General features: G+C 66.3%; 22 protein-coding genes. 9 read left to right on the top strand and 13 right to left on the bottom strand.

The window, feature by feature from the left end; all coding sequences use genetic code 11:
- Nucleotide 1 precedes the first annotated feature (1 nt).
- A complete protein-coding gene (locus ACFQ2S_RS06970; RefSeq protein ID WP_386073736.1) occupies nucleotides 2-2,008 on the bottom strand; it encodes a 3-hydroxyacyl-CoA dehydrogenase family protein in 2,007 nt (668 codons plus the stop codon).
- A 110-nt stretch (nucleotides 2,009-2,118) separates the two neighbouring features.
- Nucleotides 2,119-2,448: a TraR/DksA family transcriptional regulator gene (locus tag ACFQ2S_RS06965; protein WP_386073735.1), complete on the bottom strand. Its 330-nt coding sequence runs from the start codon at nucleotides 2,446-2,448 to the stop codon at nucleotides 2,119-2,121.
- A 122-nt stretch (nucleotides 2,449-2,570) separates the two neighbouring features.
- Between ACFQ2S_RS06965 and ACFQ2S_RS06960 the strand changes: the two genes are divergently transcribed.
- Nucleotides 2,571-3,011, top strand: coding sequence for a TIGR01244 family sulfur transferase (locus ACFQ2S_RS06960; RefSeq protein ID WP_386073734.1), 441 nt, complete (start codon nucleotides 2,571-2,573; stop codon nucleotides 3,009-3,011).
- Nucleotides 3,012-3,184: 173 nt separating this feature from the next.
- Here the strand turns inward: ACFQ2S_RS06960 and ACFQ2S_RS06955 are convergent, their stop codons facing one another.
- The 5 genes from ACFQ2S_RS06955 to ACFQ2S_RS06935 all read right to left on the bottom strand — a co-directional run bounded on the left by ACFQ2S_RS06955 (nucleotide 3,185) and on the right by ACFQ2S_RS06935 (nucleotide 9,312).
- Nucleotides 3,185-4,306 (bottom strand): FliM/FliN family flagellar motor switch protein, encoded by a 1,122-nt coding sequence (locus tag ACFQ2S_RS06955; protein WP_386073733.1) that lies wholly within the window; start codon nucleotides 4,304-4,306, stop codon nucleotides 3,185-3,187.
- A 108-nt stretch (nucleotides 4,307-4,414) separates the two neighbouring features.
- A complete protein-coding gene (locus tag ACFQ2S_RS06950; protein ID WP_386073732.1) occupies nucleotides 4,415-7,123 on the bottom strand; it encodes an ATP-binding protein in 2,709 nt (902 codons plus the stop codon).
- A gap of 3 nt (nucleotides 7,124-7,126) precedes the next feature.
- Nucleotides 7,127-7,543 carry a hypothetical protein gene (locus ACFQ2S_RS06945; RefSeq protein ID WP_386073731.1) on the bottom strand — a complete coding sequence of 139 codons (417 nt, stop codon included), beginning with the start codon at nucleotides 7,541-7,543 and terminating at the stop codon, nucleotides 7,127-7,129.
- A complete protein-coding gene (locus tag ACFQ2S_RS06940; protein ID WP_386073730.1) occupies nucleotides 7,540-7,923 on the bottom strand; it encodes a response regulator transcription factor in 384 nt (127 codons plus the stop codon). The genes ACFQ2S_RS06945 and ACFQ2S_RS06940 overlap by 4 nt, the downstream gene beginning before the upstream one ends.
- A gap of 75 nt (nucleotides 7,924-7,998) precedes the next feature.
- Nucleotides 7,999-9,312: a short-chain fatty acyl-CoA regulator family protein gene (locus ACFQ2S_RS06935; RefSeq protein ID WP_386073729.1), complete on the bottom strand. Its 1,314-nt coding sequence runs from the start codon at nucleotides 9,310-9,312 to the stop codon at nucleotides 7,999-8,001.
- 214 nt (nucleotides 9,313-9,526) lie between these two features.
- Between ACFQ2S_RS06935 and ACFQ2S_RS06930 the strand changes: the two genes are divergently transcribed.
- The 8 genes from ACFQ2S_RS06930 to ACFQ2S_RS06895 all read left to right on the top strand — a co-directional run bounded on the left by ACFQ2S_RS06930 (nucleotide 9,527) and on the right by ACFQ2S_RS06895 (nucleotide 17,596).
- On the top strand, nucleotides 9,527-10,879 hold the full coding sequence (locus ACFQ2S_RS06930) for a substrate-binding protein (protein ID WP_386073728.1): 1,353 nt from the start codon (nucleotides 9,527-9,529) through the stop codon (nucleotides 10,877-10,879).
- A gap of 105 nt (nucleotides 10,880-10,984) precedes the next feature.
- On the top strand, nucleotides 10,985-12,007 hold the full coding sequence (locus tag ACFQ2S_RS06925; protein WP_386073727.1) for a branched-chain amino acid ABC transporter permease: 1,023 nt from the start codon (nucleotides 10,985-10,987) through the stop codon (nucleotides 12,005-12,007).
- A 4-nt stretch (nucleotides 12,008-12,011) separates the two neighbouring features.
- Nucleotides 12,012-13,235: a branched-chain amino acid ABC transporter permease gene (locus ACFQ2S_RS06920; protein ID WP_386073726.1), complete on the top strand. Its 1,224-nt coding sequence runs from the start codon at nucleotides 12,012-12,014 to the stop codon at nucleotides 13,233-13,235.
- A 13-nt stretch (nucleotides 13,236-13,248) separates the two neighbouring features.
- Nucleotides 13,249-14,004 (top strand): ABC transporter ATP-binding protein, encoded by a 756-nt coding sequence (locus ACFQ2S_RS06915; protein ID WP_386073725.1) that lies wholly within the window; start codon nucleotides 13,249-13,251, stop codon nucleotides 14,002-14,004.
- A 92-nt stretch (nucleotides 14,005-14,096) separates the two neighbouring features.
- Entirely contained in the window at nucleotides 14,097-14,852 is a 756-nt protein-coding gene (locus ACFQ2S_RS06910; protein WP_386073724.1) for an ABC transporter ATP-binding protein, read from the top strand.
- A 234-nt stretch (nucleotides 14,853-15,086) separates the two neighbouring features.
- Nucleotides 15,087-15,257 (top strand): hypothetical protein, encoded by a 171-nt coding sequence (locus tag ACFQ2S_RS06905; RefSeq protein ID WP_386073723.1) that lies wholly within the window; start codon nucleotides 15,087-15,089, stop codon nucleotides 15,255-15,257.
- A gap of 137 nt (nucleotides 15,258-15,394) precedes the next feature.
- A complete protein-coding gene (locus ACFQ2S_RS06900; RefSeq protein ID WP_386073722.1) occupies nucleotides 15,395-16,912 on the top strand; it encodes a pyruvate kinase in 1,518 nt (505 codons plus the stop codon).
- A gap of 150 nt (nucleotides 16,913-17,062) precedes the next feature.
- Nucleotides 17,063-17,596, top strand: a complete 534-nt coding sequence (locus ACFQ2S_RS06895) for a hypothetical protein (protein ID WP_386073721.1) — start codon at nucleotides 17,063-17,065, stop codon at nucleotides 17,594-17,596.
- 89 nt (nucleotides 17,597-17,685) lie between these two features.
- On the opposite strand, the gene ACFQ2S_RS06890 is transcribed toward ACFQ2S_RS06895, so the two are convergent.
- The 6 genes from ACFQ2S_RS06890 to hydA form a co-directional block, all read right to left on the bottom strand.
- The gene (locus ACFQ2S_RS06890) at nucleotides 17,686-18,669 is read right to left on the bottom strand and encodes an ABC transporter substrate-binding protein (RefSeq protein WP_386073720.1); all 984 of its coding nucleotides are present in this window, start codon (nucleotides 18,667-18,669) and stop codon (nucleotides 17,686-17,688) included.
- 53 nt (nucleotides 18,670-18,722) lie between these two features.
- Entirely contained in the window at nucleotides 18,723-19,568 is an 846-nt protein-coding gene (locus ACFQ2S_RS06885) for an ABC transporter permease (protein WP_386073719.1), read from the bottom strand.
- Nucleotides 19,565-20,497: an ABC transporter permease gene (locus ACFQ2S_RS06880; protein WP_386073718.1), complete on the bottom strand. Its 933-nt coding sequence runs from the start codon at nucleotides 20,495-20,497 to the stop codon at nucleotides 19,565-19,567. Before ACFQ2S_RS06880 ends, ACFQ2S_RS06885 begins: the two co-directional genes overlap by 4 nt.
- A 27-nt stretch (nucleotides 20,498-20,524) precedes the next feature.
- The gene (locus ACFQ2S_RS06875; protein ID WP_386074301.1) at nucleotides 20,525-21,349 is read right to left on the bottom strand and encodes an ABC transporter ATP-binding protein; all 825 of its coding nucleotides are present in this window, start codon (nucleotides 21,347-21,349) and stop codon (nucleotides 20,525-20,527) included.
- A gap of 67 nt (nucleotides 21,350-21,416) precedes the next feature.
- Nucleotides 21,417-21,839, bottom strand: a complete 423-nt coding sequence (locus tag ACFQ2S_RS06870) for a VOC family protein (protein WP_386073717.1) — start codon at nucleotides 21,837-21,839, stop codon at nucleotides 21,417-21,419.
- Between the two features lie 55 nt (nucleotides 21,840-21,894).
- Complete coding sequence (hydA, locus tag ACFQ2S_RS06865; RefSeq protein WP_386073716.1) at nucleotides 21,895-23,346, bottom strand: dihydropyrimidinase; 1,452 nt, start codon at nucleotides 23,344-23,346, stop codon at nucleotides 21,895-21,897.
- Between the last annotated feature and the right edge of the window lie 60 nt (nucleotides 23,347-23,406).

Genomic DNA, 23,406 nt, shown 5'->3' with positions numbered 1-23,406 from the left:
CTCAGGCCGCGGGCGCCAGCGCGGAGAGCCCGCCCCCCCGCGCAACGGCTTCGTCTAGGATCGCGGGCGGCGCCCAGAAACGGGCATCCTCTCGCGCTGCAAGGACGCCGAGCCGCCGTCGCAGCTCGCTCCATCCAATCAGACCCGCCTGATACATCGGTCCGCCGCGATGACGCGGAAACCCGAGCCCGTGAACGGCCGCAAGGTCTACCTCGGCCGGATCGCGCAACAGGCCATCGCCGATCACCTCCAGCCCCGCGAGCGCGAGTGCGAGGTCAATGCGCTCGACGATGCGCTCGGCCGAGATCCGTTGCGGCACCGTGCCCGCATGCCGCCGAGCCTCGTTCAACAGTTGCTCGACCTCGCCCGAGGGCAGTCCCTCCGGGATTGCGGCCGGATAGTCGTAGAATCCCTTGCCACTGGCCTGACCCAGCCGCCCTGCAGCGACCAGGCGGTCGAGGACGGTCACATATCTGTCTCTTGGATCGCGAGTGTGGGCCGCCTGCTGCCGGCGCCGGACCGGTCCGAGCAACCCTTCGCGATCCAACGACCGGAACGGTCCGAGGGAAAACCCCGCGGCCTCGATGGCGGCATCGATCTCTGACGGGCTCGCGCCGTCCTCCAGCAAGTGCTCGGCGGCAGCCCGGAACCGCTCGACGAGCCGCCCCAGGGCAGAGCGCCCAGGCCTCCGGCAGATCAGCGGGCGGGCACCGACCCGGTGCAGCAGGGCCGCGAGCGATTCCGTTTCGGTGGCAGAGCCCTGCGGGTCAGGCAGGAGCTCCGCCACATCGCCAACCCGGAACGGCCGGCCTAGGACGATCCTCGCCCCATCCCCCGCCTGTACGGGATCGTGCGGCGCGATCACGGTGGCGAGCGCCCCACGGCGCGCTGTCGAACGCGGCAGGCGTCCATCGCCCGATGCGACACGCAGGTGCAGATCGCTGCGGGCAAATCCGGCCGCACCACCATCGGACCGCAGTAGCGCCAGTCGGGCGCGGCGCTCGGCCTCCCCAATCCGGCCCTCGCCGACGGCATCGGACAGCGCCCTGCCGATGCGCGAGAGTACGGCGCGCCCCGGTTCGGGTTCGCGAACCCGCAGTGCCACCCCTGCTTCCAGCAGCGCGAGAGCCAGATCAGCCCCAGCCGCATCATCCGCCTCAAGCGACACTGTTGCCGTCTCAGGCGCCCCCGCGGGCCGGGCCGCGGCTGACCGCTCCTCGGCCGTCACCACATGGTGCAAGGCGCGGGCCTCGTCGGAATTGCGCAGTGCATCCGCCGCCGCCCGCTCGAAACCGACGCCGGCCTCGAAAGGCAACAGCAACGCCGCCTCGACACATTCGATGATCCGATCAGAGCCCGGCTGCTCGGCACGCTCGCGCGCCGCGAAAATGGCGGCGTGATAGGCATCCCGGTCTGCCTGCCCCTCGCGCCGGTCACGGGCGCGCAGCGGCGCGACGCCGCCCTCGGCAAGGCGCTCCGCCAGCGCCAGGGCGGTCTCCACCAGATCGCCCCGCACCAGCCCGTCCAGCAGCCCGGCCTCCTTCGCCGCCTCCGCCGACAACGGCGCTCCGCCCAGCAACAGGTTCAGGCTTACCGCGGCTCCCGCAATCCGCGGCAACCGCTGGGTCGCGCCGCCGCCTTCGAGCGTGCCGGTCGCGATACCCGGAAACTCCAGGCACGGGCCATCGGCGGCGAGGCGGAAATGGGCGGCCAGCGCCAGCTCGGCGAGCGGTCCACGCGCGCAACCTGCAAGCGCAGCGACGACGGGAAACCGGCAGCTTTCGAGGCTGCCGCAAAGGTCAGGCAAAGCGGGCAAGGTGGCCTCGGGGCGCCAGCGGCCGGCCACCTCGGGCAACAGAAGCACCGCAGCCTTGACCTCGGCATCCTCCTCGAAGGCGTCAAGGGCGGCCATCAGACCTGCGCGCACACGCGGCCCCGGCCAGCCCGGCGCAAGGGCCAGCAATCCGACCGATCCAATGCGTTCCACCTCGACCGGCCGCGCCGCCATCCCGAAACTCCCTTACCGGGCGACAGGTTCGACCGGTGCGCCCATCAAACCCGCGACCCGCGGAAGTGGCAAGCCACCTTGCGGCCGACATCGGGCCGAACGCTCTCGGCTTACTTGGCGACGGCGCGCGCGCAATCGGCGCAGAACGGCGTGTAGGGCAGAAGGTCCAGACGCGCTTCGGAAATATCCTCGCCGCATTTGACGCATTCGCCGTAGCTGCCCTCCTCGATCCGCGCCAGGGCAGCGCGAATGGCAGCCATCTCGACCTGACCGGCCCTGCCCTCGCCTTCGAGAACTTCGTCGGTCTCGCGCTCCACCGCTAGTTCTTCCCAGTCGCGCGACTGGTGGCTGTCGAGTTCGGCGTCGATCCCGCGCAGTTTCTCCTCCAGCGCCACGAGCCGGGCCTCGAGCTGGGCCTTGCGTTCCAGAACCGCGACCATTGTTGTTCTCCTTCGAGCAGGTTCCTGGACCGACAGGCTAGAAAACGGGCGGCGTTTCGTCCTTGACGCAAATCAACACCGATGACGCTTGACCTTGCCCCGTTGCCACGCAAATTGAGCGCATGGATATACGCGCACTGACACCGGCCTTCGCCGTCTCGCCCCAGATCACCCCCGAGGACATCCCCGCCATTGCAGCGGCCGGTTTCCGCACGATCCTGTGCAACCGCCCAGACGAGGAGATCCCGCCCCCGATGCACGCCGAGGCGGTGCGCGCTGCGGCCGAGACGGCCGGGATCGCGTTTGTCTGCGTGCCGCTCGCCTCGCGTGACATGACGCCAGCCGACGTCCGCGCCAATCGCGACGCGATTGCGGGGGCCGAGGGACCGGTGCTGGCCTATTGCGCGTCCGGAACCCGATCGACCGTCGCCTGGATGTTCGGCAACGCCGGGTCCCAGCCTGCCGACGAACTCGTGGCGGCCGCCGAACGCGCCGGCTATCCGCTGGGCAATCTGCGGGACCAGCTCGATCACATCGGCGCACTCGTCCGCAAGGCCTCCTGACCGGAGAAATCTGCGCCTTGCGCCGCTTTTCGGGGTGGAAGCGCAAACGTCCCATCATTTCGGGAACGCGTCATTTCCCGATCCGTGGTCCATGCAGCCGGTGCGCGTGGCAAATCTCTACTTCAAGCCCTTCCATCGGGGGGGGGGGGGCGGAGTTCGCGACACCAGGCCTCTCAACTGCCCGATAACGGTGGCACTCCGGCCATTGGCAGCGGCCCGAGGTCCAACAAACCAACATCGCTCGCTTGCAATACCGGGGCCGGCGGCTCGGGCATCGTCACCGCCCCGTGGTCCGAGCCCGCCTTTCCGGCAACAGCCACGGGCTCGAAAGGTGCAGCCGTCTGCAGCAGCCCCTGCTGATGCGTTCCGGCCTGAGCCCCCGCATCGATCTCCCTGCGCAGCGGCAGATCGCCGAGCGAATTGAGCCGCAAAGCACGGTTTCCCCGGCTCTGTCCCAGCCGACCCATGGCACATGTGCCTCCCTCGAGGCCGATCAGCCGCACCTGATCGATGGAGACCGCGGGTAACGGTATCTCATCTCCCACCTTGAGCCGTGCGATGTCCGCAAAGGGCATTCGGAACCGATGCATGATCGCTTCCAGCCGCACATCCGCGCCCATCACCGCGGCCTCCATCGCGTTCTCCCAGCCGCTGTCGCGCGGCTCCTCCCGTGGGGCGGTTGCCTGCCCGGGCAGGCCGCGCCCCTCAGCGGGCAAGGCGAGGACGACACTCCCCCTGCGATGCCCTTCCGCCAGCTCGAGATCAAGCGCGATCATCCGGTAGTCCTGATCCTCCAGCAGCAGACCGAGAGGACGCACATCCTCCACATGGCTGGCATATCCGAAACCGACCGCCCATGCTGACTCCGGGCCGGCCATCAATGGCGCTTCGAACTCGCGCAGGCCGGCGTCGATCAGATCCGCGACAAGCGCCGCGTCGGTGCGTGTCACGCGACGCGGCGGCGGCGGACGGTTCCCCAGGCTGCCGGTCATCTGCATTTCGATCAGGGAGGACAGAAGCGCGTTGTCCAGCGCCATCAGCCCCTGTGTTTCTCCCGGGCCGTCGAGCACGGCAAGCAGCCCGTTCTCGGGCAGAAGCTCCAGTAGTTCCGCCAGCGACCCTGTGCGATCCGAGCTGCCGTTCGCCACCGCGCCCAGCGACATCGCCGACTGCAGGGCCCGGCTAATTCCGTTGGCCAGGACGCGGGCCGGCACCACTGCCTGGCTGCGCGGAGCGGCATCCCGTCCGGCAGACGCCATGCGTTGGAGCACAGACTGCGCCTCTGTCTCGGCCATTGCGACATTGTCCTTGGTCCGCCGGCGGGATCGCGGCAGGGAGGGTTCCGCAACAGGTTGCACCGAACTCCCTTGGCAAAGGGTTAAGACCCGCCCCGTTCGCGCAGACTATTCCGCCGCGCGCGCCGTGTCAGAGGCCTCGGTCAGCGGCAGGGTCACGCGGAAGGCCGCGCCGCCCTGCCCCGGCAGGTATTCGATCGCGCCGCCCAGCCGCGCCATGATCTCGCGGCAGATCGCCAGCCCGAGCCCAGCCCCGCCCGCGGCGGACTGGTCGGACAGGCGCGAGAATTTCTCAAAGATGATATCCTGGCTGCGCGCCGGAATGCCCGTGCCGTTATCGATGAAATCCACCACCGCCTGCCCGTTCTGACGCCGCACGCGGATCGTCAGTTCCGGATGCTCGGCATCGCAATATTTCCGCGCGTTGCCGATAAGATTGATGAAGACCTGCGTCAGCCGGTCCGCATCGGTTACCAGGTGAATCTGCTCGTCGGCCGGCGTCCGGTGAAGTTCGAGACCGATGCTCGCGCGCACCTCCGTCATCGCGCCGGTTGCCGCAATCGCCCGGTCGATCAGTTCCTTGAGCCGGGCGGGGCCGAGCGTCAGGCTGACCTGCGCGTTCTCCAGCACGCTCAGGTCGAGCAGATCGTCGAGCAGGCGGGTCAGCCGGATCGCCTCGTCGTGTATGATCCCGGCATAGCGCGTCGTCTCCTCCTCGGCGAGCCCGCCTTCGCGCAGGATCTCCGCGAACGCCCGGACCGAGGTCATAGGCGTGCGCAGTTCGTGGCTGATTTGGCTGAGGAAGGCATCCTTCTGGATCGACAGCTCGGTCAGTTTCTGGTTGGCCTCGCGGAGCTGACGCGCCGTGCGCTCGAGCTCTTCGGACTGCGCCTCCAGCCGGTTGGAATACTCGAGAATCTGTTGCGCCTCGTCGGCGACGCGGATCAGGTCCTCCACCAGCACCGAGGAGGAGCCCGCGATCTGCGCCACCATCGCGTGGGCCGTCGCAGCCCCGACGCTGGCCGACAGCTCCCGCTCCAGCCGGTCGAGGAATTCCGGCGTCGTATCCGGCAGGTAGCCCGCCTTGCCCTGTGCCGCGGCCTCGCCGTGGAACAGCGCCTGCGCCTCGGTCGCGCCAAGGATACGCTGCGCCATCATCAGCAGATCCTCCGCCTCGGCACTGCCCCGGCTCCAGCCGCGCGCGCCCAGCGTGTGCTCGAACACATTGACCACCTGCGCCCCTTGCAGCCGCTCCATAGGGGTCGGGAAGGTGGCGATGGAAACGCCGCAATAGGCGATGGTGTTGAGCAGGATCGACCAGAAGACCGCGTGGATCAACGGGTCCATCCCGCCGATCCCGAATAGCGCCTGTGGCCGGAGCCAGAACACACCCAACGGGCCATCGGCCAGAATCGCGGCGTTGAACGGGCCGGCCGGGCCGAAGCTCGGCAGGAACAGCGTGTAAGCCCAGACAGCGAAGCCGGTGAGCAGCCCCGCCGCCGCGCCGACCCGCGTCCCGCCACGCCAGAACAACCCACCCAACAGGGCCGGAAGCACCTGGCTGACGCCCACGAATGAGATCAGACCGATCGAGGCCAGCGCCGTCGACCCGCCCGAAAAGCGGTAGTAAAGGTAACCCAGCAGCAGCACCCCGCCGATGGAGAAGCGCCGCGACCGCAAAACGACCCTTCGCACATCGCCTGCCATCGTCGCGCCGCCGGGACGGCGCGACAGGTAGAGCGGCATGATCACGTGGTTCGACACCATCGTCGCCAGCGCCAGCGCCGCCACGATCACCATCGATGTTGCCGAAGAGAACCCGCCGAGGAAAGCGAAGACGGCGAGGTAGTCCCATTCCTCCTGCAGCGGCAAGGTGAGCACGAAGAGATCCGGATTGGAGCCCGCCGGCATGTGTTCCAGCCCGATCACGGCGATCGGCACCACGAAGAGGCTCATCAGGAACAGGTAAAGCGGAAAGGCCCAGGAGGCGACGCCGAGATGCGCCTCGTCGGTGTTCTCGACAACCATGACCTGGAACATCCGCGGCAGACAGAGGATCGCCGCCGCCGAGGTGAAGATCAGTCCGGCCCAGCGGGACGGCTCGATATCCCAGCCGGCGATCGAGGAGGCGTCGATCCGCGCCAGCATGTCGGCCGGCCCGTCCGCGATCCCCCAGACCACGAAGACCCCCACGGCCATGAGCGCGAGCAGCTTGACCACCGCCTCGATGGCGATCGCCATTACCACGCCATGGTGCCGTTCGTTCGTGTTGAGGTTGCGGGTGCCGAAAATAATGGTGAAGAGCGCCAGACCGCCCGCGACCCAGAGTCCGGTCGAAGCCGGGTTCGCGGGGTTCCAGCCATGCGGGTCCTCGATGGCAAAGACCCCGAAGGACAACGTCACCGACTGCAGTTGCAGCGCGATGTAGGGCGTCGTACCGACGACCGCCATCATCGTCACCAGCACGCCAAGGGAATTCGATTTGCCATAGCGCGAGGAGATCATGTCCGCGATCGAGGTGATGCGCTGGCTTCGCCCAACCCGTACCAGCTTGCGCAGCAGCAACCACCAGCCGGTGAAGACGAGCGTCGGGCCGAGGTAGATCGTAATGAACTCCAGCCCCGAGCGCGCCGCGTAGCCGACCGCGCCGTAGAAGGTCCAGGCCGTGCAATAAACCGAGAGCGAAAGTGTATAGACAAGCGGTGAGCCCAGCCAGCCGCCACCGATTCTGCGCGCCCGTCGGTCGGCGAAGGCGGCCACGCTGAACAGAAAGATCACATACGCCAGCGAAATGACGACGAGCGCGTTGAACGACATGACTCAGCCCGATCCCGGCTCGCTTGCGACCTCGGGAGCGTCCTGTTCTGGTCGGTCGACCTGCCGCAACGGCTCCGACAGGCGGCGCGACAGGTAGGCCGCCGCCAGGATCAGACCGAACCAGACCAGGAAAAGATAGACGACACCCGCTGCCGTCCCATGATTGCGCGCCCAGAGCATCGGCAGCAGAAGCAGCGCCGTGCCGAGCGCCGGAAGCAGCCGGGCCGCGTCCATGATGCGCCGCCGGCGATAGATGTCCCGCCCGAGAAACACCGGGGCACGCTTGCGGTCATCTCCTTCGAGGGCGAGGTTCTCCCATTCCTCCCACCCATCCTTGGTGGGCTCGGGCGTGGCCGATGGCGCCGGGCGCGATGCGCCGCCCGGCAGGGCATCGGTCTCCGATCCGGTCTTCCCGCTCAAACCCGACCCATGGCGCCGGCCTGCAGCGCATTGACGGTCTCGAGCACCTCGGCATTGGCGAAGGGTTTCTTCATGAAACAACTCACGCCGTAGCGTTCGGCCTGTTCGCGGTCGCGTTCCTGCCCCTTGGCCGTCAGCATCAGCACCGGCAGTTCGGCCGTCGCCGGATCGGCGCGCAGGTCGCGCAGGATCTCGAAACCGGAGCGCCCGGGCAGCATCACGTCGAGCACCAACACATCCGGCGGCGCGGCCAGCACCTTTTCCACTGCAGTCGCGCCGTCCACATGCGTCTCCACCGACCATCCGTCCCGCGACAGGATGAACCGGATCGCTTCGATGATGTTCGGCTCATCCTCTACAAGCAAAACGCGTTTTTCCATCCGGCATCCCCCCGAAGAAGCGGCACGCCTCCCCGCGGCCGCTTGAGCGCACTATCACCCCTTACGAGGTGCGTGTCAAAACGCCTCTGCCATGATCGACGGCTCGCGACGGGCAGCGCAGGCCGTGCGCGGGCAGATCCGGCAGGAGGTGCCGATCTCCAGAGGCTCCCGCGCCTCGGCCGTATCGACCATGTCCTGCGGCAGGATGAGCATGGCCGCCTCCAGGACTTGTGGCCCGTCGAACCCCGCCGGCTGGCGACTTTGGCACACCGAATAGGTGAGAAACAGGCGCGGATTGCGCCCGCCCATCTCGACCAGCCGCCGCACGGGCGCCATCGGTCGAGACAACGCCTGGTAAAGCGGCCAGAGCGAACAGGCCGCCGAGTAGCGCGGCATGGGAAACCCGTCCACCGGCTTGCGGAAGGTCAGCGTGCCCGAGGCGTCGCAGGACACCAGCCCGATCTCGCCGCCGATCCGATCCGCCGGGAGCGTCGCGAGGCGACGAAACACCGCGCCCAGATCGACGCCGAAACGCATCGCCACCGCCGCCGGATCGAACCCGACCTTCCGGGCTTCTTCTTGGAAGGCTCCCAGCGGCATGTGCTCGGCATCCTCTCGGTAGCGCCGCAGATAGTTCAGCGCCAGCGAGCGCGCCGCGGCACTCCGCAGGTTCTCGGCACGTTCGACGAGCTTTTCCGGATCGGTCGGCCGAGCGTCTTCCAGCTCGGCGACATGGTAGCCCGATTGCCGCAGCCAGCCGTCGAGTTCCTCCTGCGGCGTGGAGGCTGCAAACTCGGTCGAACTCGCCTCGTCGAGGTAGCGCACCAGCGCCTCCGCGCTCTCCGCCAGCCTGGCGGATTCCTCGGCCATGTTGCGGTGGAACCGATCCCGCCATTCCGGATCGATGTCCCGCGTCTCGGCCAGGATCGTCGCCGTGGAGCGGATCGCGGTCACGGTGGAGATCACCTCGTGCAGCGAGGCCGAAAGGAACGGATCGTGGGTCATCCTGTCCGACAGTACATCCACTGCATGTTCCAGCCCGGTCGCGCGCTGGCGTGTCTCGGCGAGCAACCGTGCCCAGCCGGGAAAGCGGCCGACAAACTCCTCCAGGCGGGGCAGATCCTCCGCCGCACCCTCGTGGTCCGCCGCGGCCTCCCTGAGCGCGTTCAGCAGCGCCGCCTCCGCCCCTTCGGACAGCGCGGAGGGCTCTACCCCAAGCTCTCGCGCAATATTGCTCAAGAGTTTGCCCCCGATTCTTCGCCGATTGTGCTCGATCAGGTTCAGATACGACGCAGAAATACCCACCGATCGCGCCAGATCGGCCTGCTTGCGGCCGGTCATCGTCCGTCGCTCGCGGATTCGACTGCCTGTCAGTGAGGGACGTGCCATAGACTTTTCCCCATCATCCCAATGGCTTTCTGCGCTGCATTGAGAATGCTTTTACAAGATTTTCGTAACGCGTGTATATAACTTTACAAAAAAATCGTTCGAACAAAAGCATTTGTTGCCAGCTTTGACAATTGGGGCGGATACTGAACTGGCCTGCAAGACGGGCAGCCGGGGACCGAGGACTCTCCGGGCGACACTACATTGGGAGGACTACATGTCGAAATACAACGTGACGCGCCGTGGCGCGCTCAAGACTGGTGCCGCCGCAGGTGCCGGCCTGGCACTGCCCACGATCTTCACGGCCAGCTCGGCCCACGCGTTCACCAACGAGCCCACCGGCTCGACCGTCACCCTGGGTTTCAATGTTCCGCAATCCGGCCCCTATGCCGACGAGGGAGCCGACGAACTGCGCGCTCAGCAGCTCGCGGTCGAGCACCTCAATGGCGAAGGCGACGGCGGCATGCTGAACACCTTCTCGTCCAAGGCGCTGGACGGAACTGGCATCCTGGGCAAGAAGGTCACCTTCGTGACCGGCGACACCCAGACCAAGTCCGACGCCGCGCGCGCAGCGGCCAAGTCGATGATCGAAAAAGACGGCGCGGTCATGATCAACGGCGGCTCCTCTTCGGGTGTTGCGGTGGCCGTGCAGGGCCTCTGCCAGGAAGCCGGCATCATCTTCATGGCTGGCCTGACCCACGCCAACGACACGACCGGCAAGGACCGTAAGGCCAACGGCTTCCGCCATTTCTTCAACGCCTACATGTCGGGCGCTGCTCTGGCCCCGGTGCTGGCGAACGCCTATGGCAAGGAACGCCGCGCCTATCACCTGACCGCCGACTACAACTGGGGCTGGACCCAACAGGAGTCGATCCAGGCGTCGACCGAGGCACTGGGCTGGGAAACCGTGGAGAACGTGCTGACGCCGCTCGCGTCAACCGACTTCTCGTCCTATATCGCGCCGGTTCTGAACTCCGGCGCCGACGTGCTCGTACTCAACCACTACGGCGGCAACATGGTGAACTCGCTCACCAACGCCGTGCAGTTCGGCCTGCGTGACAAGATGGTCAACGGCAAGCAGTTCGAGATCGTCGTTCCCCTCTACTCCGAACTGATGGCAGCCGGCGCTGGCGAGAACATCAAGGGCGTACTGGGCTCGATGAACTGGAACTGGCAGCTTACGGACGAGGGCTCCAAGGCCTTCGTCAAGTCCTTCGGCGAGAAATACGGCCGTCCGCCGTCGAACTCGGCCCACACCTGCTACGCGCAGGTCCTGCTCTACGCCGATGCCGTCGCCCGCGCCGGCTCGTTTGCGCCCTGCGCCGTCGTCGAGGCACTCGAAGGCTTCGAGTTCGACGGTCTCGGCAACGGCCCGACGCTCTACCGCGCCGAGGATCACCAGTGCTTCAAGGACGTGCTCGTGGTGAAGGGCGCCGAGAACCCGACCAACGAGTACGACACGCTCGAGGTCGTTGAAGTCACGCCGCGTGCGCAGGTCGAGTATCCGCCGAACCACCCGATGTTCGGTGGCGACGAAGCCTCGCTCGGCGAGTGCAACGACGGCGCCTGATCCGCTCACACAACTCTCGCCGGTCGCGTTTCACACGCGACCGGCACCTCTGAATTCTGGTGGCATCTCCCAGCCGAGGCCCCGGACACGATACAGGTGGGGAACATGGACGCGATCCTCCTTCAGATTCTGAACGGGCTCGACAAGGGCTCGGCCTATGCGCTGATCGCGCTCGGGCTTACACTCATCTTCGGCACCTTGGGCGTCGTGAACTTCGCGCATGGCGCGCTCTTCATGCTCGGCGCCTTCTGCGCAGTGACACTGCAGCGGTTGCTGAGCCTGTCTTTCGAGACGATCGACGAGACCAAAACGGACTTCCTCGGCAATCCCCTCAAGGTGAAATCGCCATACGTCGAGTCATGGTTCGGCCCGGAGATCGGCGGTGCAATCATCGACTGGGCGGTGCCTCTGTCCATCCTCGTCGCCATTCCGATCATGATCGGCATCGGCTTCGCAATGGAGCGCGGCCTGATCAAGCACTTCTACAAGCGCCCCCATGCCGACCAGATCCTCGTGACCTTCGGCCTGGCCATCGTGCTGCAGGAGGTCATCAAGTACTTCTTCGGCGCCAACCCGATCCAGACCCCGCCGCCCGACGCACTGATGGGCGTGGTGAATCTCGGCTCCTGGCTCGGACTCGACCTGCCCTACCCGATCTGGAGACTGGTCTACTTCCTGTTCGCGGTCGTGGTCATCGGCGGCGTCTTCTCCTTCCTGCAATTCACGACCTTCGGCATGGTGGTCCGCGCCGGCATGGCCGACCGTGAAACCGTGGGCCTCCTGGGCATCGACATCGACCGCCGCTTCACCATCATGTTCGGCCTCGCCGCCGCCGTGGCCGGTCTCGCGGGCGTCATGTACGGGCCGATCGTTGCGCCGAACTATCACATGGGGATGGATTTCCTCGTGCTCAGCTTCGTCGTGGTCGTGGTCGGCGGCATGGGCTCGCTGCCCGGCGCCGTGCTCGCAGGCTTCATGCTCGGCATCCTGGAGAGCTTCGCCTCCACCACATGGGCCACCACCACCCTTCCGGGGATCAACCAGATCATCATCTACCTGGTCGCCATCATCGTTCTGCTGACCCGTCCGCGGGGCCTGATGGGCCGCAAGGGCGTGATGGAGGAATAATCACATGCTCGGTCTCAACTCCAAGGACACGATGCTGCTGATCGTTGTCGCCTTCCTGGCGCTCGCGGCTCCGTTCCTTCTCAACCCCTTCCCGACGAACAGCTCGCTCGCGCAATTCAACGCCGGCTACCCGGACCTGATGCAGCGCTTCGCGATCTTCGGGATCTTCGCCATCGGCTTCAACATCCTGTTCGGCCTCACTGGCTACCTCTCCTTCGGTCACGCGGCCTTCCTCGGCGTCGGGTCCTACGCCGCGGTCTGGATGTTCAAGCTGCTCAGCTACAACGTGATCCCGGCGATCATCCTGGCGGTCATCGTGGCCGGGCTGTTCTCCGTGCTCATCGGTTATGTTTCGCTGCGCCGTTCGGGGATCTACTTCTCGATCCTGACACTCGCCTTCGCACAAATGTCCTTTGCCCTCGCCTATTCGGTGCTGTCGAACCCCAAGTTCAACCTCACGAACGGCGAAACCGGGCTGCAGGTCTATGGCGACGACCCGCAGATCCTGCATCGCGCCGGCCTGCCAGACGTGCCGCACCTGTTCGGCTGGGCGATGCGCGACAACTTCCTCGAACTCGAGGTCGCCGGCTGGGAATTCACGTTCAACAACGGCTACTACCTCTGCGCCGTCCTCCTGCTGGTGGTGTTCTACCTCGCCATCCGGCTGTTCCGCTCGCCCTTCGGCCTGATGCTGCGCGCGGTCAAGTCGAACCAGCAGCGGCTCAATTACACCGGCCTGAACCCCAAGCCCTACACGCTCGCCGCCTTCATCATTTCCGGCATGTATGCCGGGCTCGCCGGCGGCCTGCTCGCCGCGATGGACCCTCTGGCCGGCGCCGAGCGCATGCAGTGGACCGCCTCCGGCGAGGTCGTGCTGATGACCATCCTCGGCGGCGCGGGCACACTGATCGGTCCCGTCCTCGGCGCGGGCTTCATCAAGTACTTCGAGAACATTTTCTCGAAGATCAACGACAACGTCCTGCACCAGTGGTTCGCCTTTCTGCCGGACGGGATGGAAGACTTCATGGTCTTCATCGTCCATCCCTTCGTCGGCAAGGGCTGGCACCTGACGCTCGGCATCCTGTTCATGCTCGTGGTGACCTTCCTGCCCGGCGGCCTTGTCGAAGGCGGCCAGCGGATTGCCCGGCTGTTCCGGCGCGGCAAGAAGAAGACCGACACGCCCGATCCCGAGCATCACCCCAAGGAAACGCCCCATGTGGCGGAATGAGGAGACCTGACAGATGGGAATTCTTGAAGTCAAAGGGGTGAACAAGCGCTTCGGCGGCCTGCAGGCCCTCGGCGACGTGAACCTCAGCGTGCAGGAAAACACCGTCCACGCGATCATCGGCCCCAACGGTGCCGGCAAGTCCACCCTGCTCAACTGCCTCGTGGGCAAGCTGATCCCCGACACCGGATCGGTCATGTTCGACGGCAAGTCGGTGCTGGGCCGCACGCCTTACGAGATCAACCAGATGGGGATCTCCCGCGTGTTCCAGACGCCCGAGATCTTCGGGGACCTGACCGTGTTCGAGAACATGGTCATCCCCGCCTTCGCCAAGCGCGACGGGGCCTTCCGGTTGCACGCCTTCGAAAGCGTCGCCCGGGAGCGGGAAATCGTCGAGCGCGCGCAGCAGATGCTGGAGGAGGTCAACATGCTGGACAAGCTCCACATGCATTCCGCCTCCCTCTCGCGCGGCGACAAGCGCCGTCTGGAGATGGCCATGTGCCTGCTGCAGGAGCCCCGGCTGCTGCTGCTCGACGAGCCCACCGCCGGGATGGCGCGCGCCGACACCAACAACACGATCGACCTGCTCAAGGAGATCAAAGAGAAGCGCGACATCACCATCTGCATCATCGAGCACGACATGCACGTGGTCTTCAGCCTCGCCGATCGGATCACCGTACTGGCCCAGGGCTCACCGCTGGTCGAGGACAGCCCCGAAAACATCCGCGGCAACCCCAAGGTCCGCGAAGCCTATCTCGGCGAGGCCGCCTGATGCCGCGCCCTGCCCTTCTTCTGTCCGAAAATATCCCCGCTGGAGGCTCCCGCACTCGCGGTCAGCGCACCGGCCGGGACGGAGGCTGAATCATGAACGTCAAACCGGACTTTTCAAAGAACGCCAACCTTGCGGCGACCGCGCCGGCCTTCCTGTCGATCTATGACATGCACGCCTATTACGGAGAGAGCTACATCATCCAGGGCATCTCCTTCAACGTGCACGAAGGCGAGATCCTGGCACTTCTCGGCCGCAACGGCGCCGGCAAGACCACCACGCTGCGCGGGATCGCCCGGATGGATTCGCCGCAGGTCACCCATGGCGAGATCTGGCTCGACCACCAGCACCTGCACACGATGAAGAGCCACCAGGCCGCGGTGGCGGGCATCGGGCTGGTTCCCGAAGACCGTTCGATCATCCCCGGCCTGACGGTCGAGGAGAACCTGCAGCTGGCACAGATCGTCGAGCCCATCGGCTGGACGCTCGACCGGCTCTATGACCTCTTCCCCCGGCTCGGCGAACGCCGCAAGCAGGAGGGCGTGACGCTTTCGGGTGGCGAGCAGCAGATGCTGGCGATCGCCCGGGCGCTGGCGCGGGACATCAAGGTGCTGCTCCTCGACGAACCCTACGAGGGTCTCGCCCCTGTCATCGTCGACGAGATCGAGAAGACCCTCATCCACATCAAGGAACAGGGCATCACCACGGTTATCGTGGAGCAGAACGCCGTGCGCGCTCTGGAACTGGCCGACCGCTCGGTGATCCTCGACACCGGCTCCATCGTCTTCGACGGCACCGCCGCCGAGGTGCTGGAAAACGCCGAGCTGCGGGCGGAATACCTCGCGATCTGACCACAGGTTCGCGGCGCCTCCGCGAAGAGAGGCCCGTCCTGCGCCCTGAGGGGCAACCCTGATACCGGCCGCGCCCTGCGCGGCCGTTTTCCTGAGCGATATCCGACGATTTTGCCCCCCCTGCGACGCACCGTCGCCGCGAAATGCTGGACGGACGCCCCGCTCACGGTTAGCCATGAGAGTAATCGCCGCGCGACGTGGTGGCGACTGCCTCGCCGTAATCAGGAGACACCGATGCGCATTCTTACCGCCAGCCTCGCCTTTCTCATGCTTGTCAGTTGCGCGGCCACCGGCACCTATGCCGTGAACGAGCCGGGCAGTCCGGTCGAGCCCGACTACGCGAGGATGGCGACGGAATCCGTGGGCGGCGTGGATACTGGCGAGTTCCGGGGGCCTGGCCTCTGAGGTCCGGCGCCTATCCGATGATCTCTCACGGGCCGCTGCGTCAAGATTTCCGTTGACTTGAGGAGGCACCGGCGAAAGACCTTGGAGCGACAGCGCCGCGACCGCCGTCTCAGACATGAACTGTGACGAGGCACGTCATGGACATCTCGCCGAATGCTCCCCCGCTTCCGCCAACCGAAAGCGCAGCCGACCTCTACGCCTCTGTCTCCCAGATCCGCGCCGCCATCTCGCGCGAGGCCGAGGCGACGCTCGCAAGCTGGCAGCCGGCGATCCACCGGCCGGACTTCCTGCCCTCGGCCCGCAATCTCGCGCATTTCCTCGCCCTGCGGAAGATCGACCTCCGTCCGCATCAGGACAGGCTCATCGCGCTTGGGCTCTCTTCGCTCGGCCATTGCGAGGAGGCCGTGCGCCCCGCGCTGGACGCCGCCTGCGCCTCCCTCGCCTCGATTGCCGGGCTGACGCCCGAAGGCTACCCGCCGGCCGCCGAGTTCACCAAGGGCCGGCAGCGGGTTGCCGCCGCCCAGGCCGAGATGTTCGGCACCGGCGATGGCGAACCGGGCACGCGCATCATGGTGACCCTGCCGACCGAGGCCGCTGCAGACGAGGAAATCGCGCGCAGCTTCATCTTCGCCGGCGCCGATTGCGTCCGCATCAACTGCGCCCATGACAATGCCGAGACATGGGCGGCGATGATCGCCAATGTCCGCCGGGTCTCCCGCGACCTGGGCCGCCAGATCCGCATCAACATGGATCTCGGCGGGCCGAAGGTGCGCACCGACCTCGGCGGCCGGACTGAGCCTATCAAGCTGCGGCAGGGCGACCGGTTTAGGCTCGCGCAGAACCTCGCTGCCCAGCCCACGGACACGGACGTACTGCCTGCACTGAGCCTGAACCACCCCGAGCTGGTCGCATCGCTTCACCCGGGTACCGAAGTCTGGTTCGATGACGGCAAGATCGGCGCCCGCATCGACAGCCGAAGCGGCGATGACGTGGTCCTCCTCGTCACCTCCGTTCGGCCCAAGGGCGAGAAGCTCAAGCACGGCAAGGGCGTCAACTTGCCCGGCGTCGAGGTCGACATCCCCGCTTTGACGGAAAAGGATCTGCAGGATCTCGACTTCGTACTGGGGCACGCCGACACCATCGGCTTCTCCTTCGTCCAGTCGCCCCGCGATGTCCGCGATCTGCTCGCCGCGCTCGACGCGCGGCTCGACGGCGCGCCGCCACCGGCGGTGATGCTCAAGATCGAGACCGACCTCGCCGTGCGCAACCTGCCCCGCCTGCTCGTCGAGGCCGGAGGCCGCCTGCCGGTGGCTGTGATGATCGCCCGCGGCGACCTGTCGGTCGAACTGGGCATGGACCGGACCTCGGAGATGCAGGAGGAGATCCTCTGGCTGTGCCTGGCGGCCCATGTGCCGACAGTCTGGGCGACGCAAGTCTTGGAAAACATGATGAAACAGGGGCGCGCCAGCCGTGCGGAGGTGACCGACGCCGCGATGGGCCAGCGCGCCGATTGCGTGATGCTGAACAAGGGCCCCTATGCCCCTCAGGCGATCACGTTCCTGCAAGGGATCCTGCGCCGAATGGCGCGGCATCACAGCAAGGGGGTCTCCAGCCTGGCGCCGCTGAACTCCTGGCGGCAGTCGCAGGCGCTTTGAGCCGCTGTCCCGGCCAGCTCGGATTTGAGTCGAATTGACCGCATGTTCCGGTCGATTCGACCGGTCGCCAGCGCCACGCGTTAACTCCTGGTTCACAGTCTCGCGCCATCCTTCTCCCGGGTGGGGGCTCCTCGAGACAGGACTCCGAAAATGATCTCCATCGGCTCCAGCCCGTTCCTGCCGGCGGTCGGTGGGCCGCACAGCGCCACCGCCGAAGACCGACGGGCCACATCCCCTTCCTCTTCCGTCTCGCCCACCTCGCAAGTCGCAGAGGGAACCGTTCAGGGGGCCACCACGGCCCAGCCCGATCCCCGGGTACTCCAGCCGGTTCCCGCAGGCGGGCCATCCGCCACGGATCGCACCCGCTCCGAGCCCGAGCGCCCGCTGGCGGATCTCGGCGAGCGGGACGGCGAGGCACAGGGCGTGGAATCGCAAGTCGCGCATATCCGGGAGCCGGTGCCGCCGCTGACCCAGTTCGTGGAAATCCCCACCGAAACCACGGCGGAGATCCAACGCCTGCGGGAGGAGGCCAGATCGGCGAGCACGGAAAGCGAGGCGCAGACCGTCCCACCCTCCGCAGGCACGGACCCCGAGCGGGAAGCGGCACGGAGGATCGGCACCAGCCTCGGCACCATGCGGCAGATCCAGACGCCCGGAACGCCGACGCTGGACATCACCCGCTAACCCGGCCGCGAAAACGACGACGCCGCCCCGAGGGGCGGCGCCGCGCCTGCCATCAGCGGCAGGTCATGTCATCCGGGGCGTCCCGTCGATCAGTTCAGCGCCTTGTCGCTGATCTGGTGCGTCCAGGCGCCTTCGGGCTCCTTGCTGATGACCGGGTCCGAGCCGCCGGTCAGCAGCGTCGACACCGTGCGCTCGTAGTCAGCAGGGTCGAGCGCGCCGTTGGAGCCCGCGGTCAGCTTGGCAATCTCGCCCATCATGCGCTTCTGGTGGGTCTCGGTTTGGGCACCGGTCTCGTCATTGTCGAGCACGATCATCGCCGCGTCGTCCGGGTTCTCCTCGGCCCATTTCCAGCCCTTCATGGAGGCCCGCACGAAGCGTACCATCTTGTCCTCGAATTCCGGGTCGGCGAGGTTCTCTTCCAGCACGTAGATGCCGTCTTCCAGCGTCGCGACACCCTGATCCTCGTACTTGAAGGTGATGAGCTCGTCCGGAGACACGCCGGCGTCGATCACCTGCCAGTATTCGTTGTAGGTCATGGTCGAGATGCAGTCGGCCTGCCGCTGCAGCAGCGGATCGACGTTGAAGCCCTGCTTGAGCACCTCGACGCCCATCTCGGCCTTGCCGTCGGTCGAGATCCCGAGCGAGGACATCCAGCTCATGAAGGGAAACTCATTGCCGAAGAACCAGACGCCCAGCGTGCGGTTGACGAGGTCCATGGGCTCTTCGATGCCGGTGTCCTTCCAGCAGGTCAGCATCATGCCGGAGGACTTGAACGGCTGGGCGATGTTGACCAGCGGAAGCCCCTTCTCGCGGGCGGCGAGCGCGGCGGGCATCCATTCGATGGTCACGTCGGCGCCGCCGCCGGCGATGACCTGCGTCGGCGCGATGTCGGGGCCGCCGGGCAGGATCGTGACGTCCAGATCCTCTTCCTCGTAGAAGCCCTGGTCGAGCGCCACGTAATAGCCCGCGAACTGGGCCTGGGTGACCCATTTGAGCTGCAGCTTCACCTCGTCGGCCGCCATGGCCGTGCCGGCGATCAGCGACAGCGCCGTTCCCGCAAGAAATTTCTTCATCTTCTCTCTCCTTGTTGGCTCTTCAGTTTTTATCTGCCTTTTCGGCAGCTTGGTTACCTGCGTTGCGAGGGGTGCCAGAAGGTCACCGCCTTTTCGATCCACGAAACGCCGCCATAAAGCAACGTCCCTACGATGGCCGCCACGGCGATTTCCGCCCAGACGAGGTCAATGGACAAGCTCCCGACCCCGGTGGAAATGCGGAACCCCATGCCGCGCGTCGGCGAGCCGAAATATTCGGCCACGATAGCGCCGATCAGCGCCAGCGTTGATGCAATCTTGAGCCCGTTGAAAACAAAGGGCATCGCCGCCGGCAGCCGCAGCTTGATAAGGGTCTGGAGGTAGCCCGCCGCATAGGTGCGCATCAGGTCGCGCTGCATTGCGTCGGTTTCCCGCAGGCCCTGCACCGTGTTCACCAGGACCGGGAAGAACACCATCACCACGACGACCGCCGCCTTGGACTGCCAGTCGAAGCCGAACCAGCTCACCAGGATCGGCGCGATGCCGACGATCGGCAGCGCGGCCACGAAATTTCCGATGGGCAGCAGCCCGCGGGTGAGGAAGCTGGAGCGGTCGATCAGCACGGCAATGACGAAGGCCGCGGTGCAGCCGATGACATAGCCCGTGAGCGCCCCCTTGAGCACGGTCTGGACGAAATCCTCCCACAACGTGGCCGTCGAGGCGGCGAAGGTGGCCGCGATGTCCGAGGGCGCGGGCAGGATGACTGGCGATACCCCGAGCCCGGTCACCAGCCCTTCCCAGAGAAAAAGCGTCGCCCCGCCCAGCACCACCGGCACGAAAATCCGCGCCGCGCGGTCGTCCCGGTCCGGGGAATTGGCGATCTGCCGGTTCATGGCCCAGACGCCGCACCACAGGATGACGGAGAAAATCAGAAGGTTCATGTCTGCATCCCCATCCGCTTGAGCGTGACGCGTTGCAGCACATCAAGCAGCGTCACCAGCGCCCCGGCCAGGATCGCCGCAGCCAGCAGTGCCGCCCAGATCGCAAGCGGCGTGCCGAACTGGTCGCCGATCAGAATGCGCGCGCCGAGCCCGGAGATCGCGCCGGTGGGCAGTTCGCCGACGATGGTCCCGACCAGCGCCGAGGCGATGCCGATCTTGAGCGAGGTGAAGAGATAGGGAAGCGAGGCCGGCAGGCGCAGCTTGAAGAAGGTCTCCCGCTGCGAGGCATTATAGGTGCGAAGCAGGTCGAGCTGCGAGGCCGTGGGCGCACGCAGCCCCTTCACCATGCCGACCAGCACCGGGAAATAGCACAGGTATGCCGAGATGATAGCCTTGGGCACGCCCCGCCCCTCGATCCCGAGTTGCGAGCTGAGCACGATGATCATCGGCGCCAGCGCCACGATGGGGATCGTCTGGCTGATGATCGCCCAGGGCATGACGCTCATGTCCATCACACGCGAATGCACGATCGCCACCGCGCCAAGGATGCCAAGCGTCGTGCCCAGCAGGAAGCCCCAGAGCGTCGATTGCAGGGTGATGCCGGCGTGATAGATGAGCGAGCGCTTGGACAGGGCTCGCCCCTTCAGCACCATCTCGCCAGTGGTCTTCCACAGTTCCTCGCCGACCTGGACGGGCGTGGGCAGGCGGGGACGGTCAAGCGCATAGCCTTCCGAGACATGGTCCGGATTGTCGATCATCAGCCGCCAGACCGAGACCTCGAGCCGCTCGCGCGCCCCCGCAGGCTCCACCGCGGCCCCGGCCCGCTCGGCCTGATCCAGCGCGGTTCGGATGTTCATCGGCGCCACGGCCGCGTACCAGAGCGCCAGGATCGCGGCGAGCACCACGAGAACGGGGAATGCATTCTTCATCGGACGGCCCTCCGCCCGGACTTCGGATCAATCGTCATAGGCATGCCCCGCCCGCAGCCCCTCGCGCACCCGGTGCGCGATGGCGAGGAATTCCGGCGTGTCGCGGATGTCGAGCGGCCGCTCCCGCGGCAGGGTGCTCTCGATCACGTCGGTGATCCGCCCCGGCCGCGGCGACATCACCACGATCTTGGTCGAGAGATAGACCGCTTCGGGGATCGAATGGGTGACGAAGCCGATGGTCTTGCCGGTCCGGCCCCAGAGCGCCAGCAGCTGCTCGTTCAGGTGGTCGCGGACGATCTCGTCCAGTGCGCCGAAGGGCTCGTCCATCAGCAGGATCTCGGCATCAAAGGCCAGCGCCCGCGCGATGGAGGCCCGCTGCTGCATGCCGCCCGAAAGCTGCCATGGGTATTTCTCGCCGAAGCCCTCGAGGTCCACCAGCTTCAGCACCCGCGCCACCTGCTCGTCCTGCTGCGCCCGGGAATAGCCCATGATCTCCAGCGGCAGCTTGATGTTCTTGGCGATGGTCCGCCACGGATAGAGGCCGGCTGCCTGGAACACGTAGCCATAGGCCCGCTTGCGCCGCGCCTCGTCGGGGCTCATGCCGTTCACGGTGATCTGCCCGCCCGTCGGATGCTCCAGCGCCGCCACCACCCGCAGGAACGTGGTCTTGCCGCAGCCGGACGGGCCAATGAAGGAGACGAAGTCGCCCTTGTTGATCGTCAGGTTGACGTCCCGCAGCGCCTGCACCGCGCCGTCGTTGGTTTGAAAGGTGAGGTCGAGCTTGCGGGCCTCGATGACCGGCGAACGCTCGGACGCCTTGGCCCCGGAAGTTCTCACGCTATCGGTTTCCATGCTGGGTTCGCTCATGTCCCTCGCCGCTGCTTCTGTGGTCCGACATTGATGGCGGATCCTCTTTTTGTCATGTCCCGCCCCACAGGTGTGGTTCGGAAAATTCTACGCTGTTTCCAGCCGGATCCCGAACGTAGATCGACCGTGCGCCATTCGGCCAAGCGAAATCCGCCTCGATCTCGATTCCGGCGGTCTCGAGGCCCGCACGCATGGCGTCCATCTCGGATGGCGCCACCGCGAAGCAGATGTGCCCCGCGCCGGCCGCCCCGTGCGGCGGCACCGGCAGCGCGCCGTCCGCTGGCGGGACGCGGGTGACCTCTGGGATGAAGGTCAGCACAACGCCCGCGCCGCAGCGGAAGAAGACGTGCCGGCCGTCGACCCGGACGATACGAGGCAGGCCCAGGGTCTCCCCGTAGAAGGCCTCGGCCGCGTCGAGGTCGTCGACATAGACCGCCGATTCCAGCACGCCCGAGATCGCCGCGATTCCGGTCATCCCTGCGCCGCGCTCCGGCAGGAGCGCGGAAGGCCGGATGGGAGTGCTTTCGCCATCACACCCCGCTCGCCGGAATGCCGGACCGCTCCACGGGCCGTGGCGCGGTCAGTTCCTTCCAAGTGGACAGCGCCTTGTTGACGGTGCCGTTCGGCTCGCGGGCCACGAACTCGCCGTGGCCTTCCTTGGGCTTCACCTCGCCATCGACCACGGCCACGCGGCCACGGGTGAGCGTGTAGCGCGGCAGGCCCTTCACCTCCTTGCCCTCGAAGACGTTGTAATCGATCGCCGACTGCTGGGTGCTGGCCGAGATGGTCTTGGTCTTCTCCGGGTCCCAAACCACGATATCGGCGTCCGCCCCCACCATGATCGCGCCCTTTTTCGGGTAGCAATTCAGGATCTTGGCGATGTTCGTTGAAGTGACGGCGACGAATTCGTTCGGCGTCAGCCGCCCGGTGCCGACGCCATGGGTCCAGAGCATCGGCATCCGATCCTCCAGGCCCCCGGTGCCATTAGGGATCTTGGTGAAATCGCCCACGCCGAAGCGCTTCTGCTCCGTGGTGAAGGCGCAATGGTCCGTCGCCACGACCGAGAGCGAGCCCGACTGCAGCCCGGCCCAGAGCGAGTCCTGGTGCTGCTTGTTGCGGAACGGCGGCGACATCACGCGCCGCGCGGCGTGGTCCCAATCGGGGTTGGAATACTCGCTCTCGTCCAGAGTCAGGTGCTGGATCAGCGGCTCGCCCCAGACGCGCTTCCCCTGCATCCGCGCCCGCCGGATCGCCTCGTGGCTCTCCTCGCAGGAGGTGTGCACGACGTAGAGCGGCACGCCGGCCATGTCGGCGATCATGATGGCGCGGTTCGTGGCCTCGCCTTCCACCTGCGGCGGGCGAGAATAGGCATGTGCCTCGGGGCCTGTATTGCCTTCGGCCAGCAGCCGCGCGGAGAGTTCGGCCACGACGTCGCCGTTCTCGGCATGGACCAGCGGAATGGCCCCCAGCTCGGCGCAGCGCTGGAACGAGGCATAGAGCTCGTCGTCATTGACCATCAGCGCGCCCTTGTAGGCCATGAAATGCTTGAAGGTGGTGATGCCGCGCTTCACCACTTCCTCCATCTCGTTGAAGACCTGCTCGCTCCACCAGGTGATCGCCATGTGGAAGGAATAGTCGCAATGCGCGCGGGTCGACTTGTTGTCCCACATCTTGAGCGCATCGAGCAGCCCCTGCTCCGGGCTCGGCAGGGCGAAATCGACCACCATCGTGGTGCCGCCCGACAGCGCGGCACGGGTGCCGCTGTCGAAATTGTCGCTCGAATAGGTGCCCATGAAAGGCATCTCGAGATGGGTGTGCGGGTCGATCCCGCCCGGCATCACGTAGCAGCCGGTGGCGTCGAGCACCTCGTCGCCCTTCAGGTCCGGCCCGATCTCCACGATCTTGCCGCCGTCCACCAGCACATCCGCCTTGTAGGTCAGATCGGCGGTGACGATGGTTCCGTTCTTGATGAGAGTGGTCATGGTCTGTCTCCCTGTCGAGCTGCCGCGCCACTTTTGCACGGCTCCCGCATCATCTGTTGC

This window comes from Tropicimonas aquimaris, assembly GCF_042676185.1.
GTDB classification, from domain to species: Bacteria; Pseudomonadota; Alphaproteobacteria; order Rhodobacterales; family Rhodobacteraceae; genus Tropicimonas; species Tropicimonas aquimaris.
This window is presented reverse-complemented; position numbering and strand designations above follow the sequence as displayed.

Excerpts from the sequence above, each read along its gene's own strand:
- ACFQ2S_RS06940 (WP_386073730.1), bottom strand. The coding sequence starts at position 7,923 with ATGGAAAAACGCGTTTTGCTTGTAGAGGATGAGCCGAACATCATCGAA.
- ACFQ2S_RS06915 (WP_386073725.1), top strand. The coding sequence starts at position 13,249 with ATGGGAATTCTTGAAGTCAAAGGGGTGAACAAGCGCTTCGGCGGCCTG.
- ACFQ2S_RS06880 (WP_386073718.1), bottom strand. The coding sequence starts at position 20,497 with ATGAAGAATGCATTCCCCGTTCTCGTGGTGCTCGCCGCGATCCTGGCG.
- ACFQ2S_RS06920 (WP_386073726.1), top strand. The coding sequence starts at position 12,012 with ATGCTCGGTCTCAACTCCAAGGACACGATGCTGCTGATCGTTGTCGCC.
- ACFQ2S_RS06955 (WP_386073733.1), bottom strand. The coding sequence starts at position 4,306 with ATGGCCGAGACAGAGGCGCAGTCTGTGCTCCAACGCATGGCGTCTGCC.
- ACFQ2S_RS06950 (WP_386073732.1), bottom strand. The coding sequence starts at position 7,123 with ATGTCGTTCAACGCGCTCGTCGTCATTTCGCTGGCGTATGTGATCTTT.
- ACFQ2S_RS06935 (WP_386073729.1), bottom strand. The coding sequence starts at position 9,312 with ATGGCACGTCCCTCACTGACAGGCAGTCGAATCCGCGAGCGACGGACG.
- hydA (WP_386073716.1), bottom strand. The coding sequence starts at position 23,346 with ATGACCACTCTCATCAAGAACGGAACCATCGTCACCGCCGATCTGACC.
- ACFQ2S_RS06965 (WP_386073735.1), bottom strand. The coding sequence starts at position 2,448 with ATGGTCGCGGTTCTGGAACGCAAGGCCCAGCTCGAGGCCCGGCTCGTG.
- ACFQ2S_RS06870 (WP_386073717.1), bottom strand. The coding sequence starts at position 21,839 with ATGACCGGAATCGCGGCGATCTCGGGCGTGCTGGAATCGGCGGTCTAT.
- ACFQ2S_RS06885 (WP_386073719.1), bottom strand. The coding sequence starts at position 19,568 with ATGAACCTTCTGATTTTCTCCGTCATCCTGTGGTGCGGCGTCTGGGCC.
- ACFQ2S_RS06875 (WP_386074301.1), bottom strand. The coding sequence starts at position 21,349 with ATGGAAACCGATAGCGTGAGAACTTCCGGGGCCAAGGCGTCCGAGCGT.
- ACFQ2S_RS06910 (WP_386073724.1), top strand. The coding sequence starts at position 14,097 with ATGAACGTCAAACCGGACTTTTCAAAGAACGCCAACCTTGCGGCGACC.
- ACFQ2S_RS06895 (WP_386073721.1), top strand. The coding sequence starts at position 17,063 with ATGATCTCCATCGGCTCCAGCCCGTTCCTGCCGGCGGTCGGTGGGCCG.
- ACFQ2S_RS06925 (WP_386073727.1), top strand. The coding sequence starts at position 10,985 with ATGGACGCGATCCTCCTTCAGATTCTGAACGGGCTCGACAAGGGCTCG.
- ACFQ2S_RS06930 (WP_386073728.1), top strand. The coding sequence starts at position 9,527 with ATGTCGAAATACAACGTGACGCGCCGTGGCGCGCTCAAGACTGGTGCC.
- ACFQ2S_RS06970 (WP_386073736.1), bottom strand. The coding sequence starts at position 2,008 with ATGGCGGCGCGGCCGGTCGAGGTGGAACGCATTGGATCGGTCGGATTG.
- ACFQ2S_RS06890 (WP_386073720.1), bottom strand. The coding sequence starts at position 18,669 with ATGAAGAAATTTCTTGCGGGAACGGCGCTGTCGCTGATCGCCGGCACG.
- ACFQ2S_RS06960 (WP_386073734.1), top strand. The coding sequence starts at position 2,571 with ATGGATATACGCGCACTGACACCGGCCTTCGCCGTCTCGCCCCAGATC.
- ACFQ2S_RS06900 (WP_386073722.1), top strand. The coding sequence starts at position 15,395 with ATGGACATCTCGCCGAATGCTCCCCCGCTTCCGCCAACCGAAAGCGCA.
- ACFQ2S_RS06905 (WP_386073723.1), top strand. The coding sequence starts at position 15,087 with ATGCGCATTCTTACCGCCAGCCTCGCCTTTCTCATGCTTGTCAGTTGC.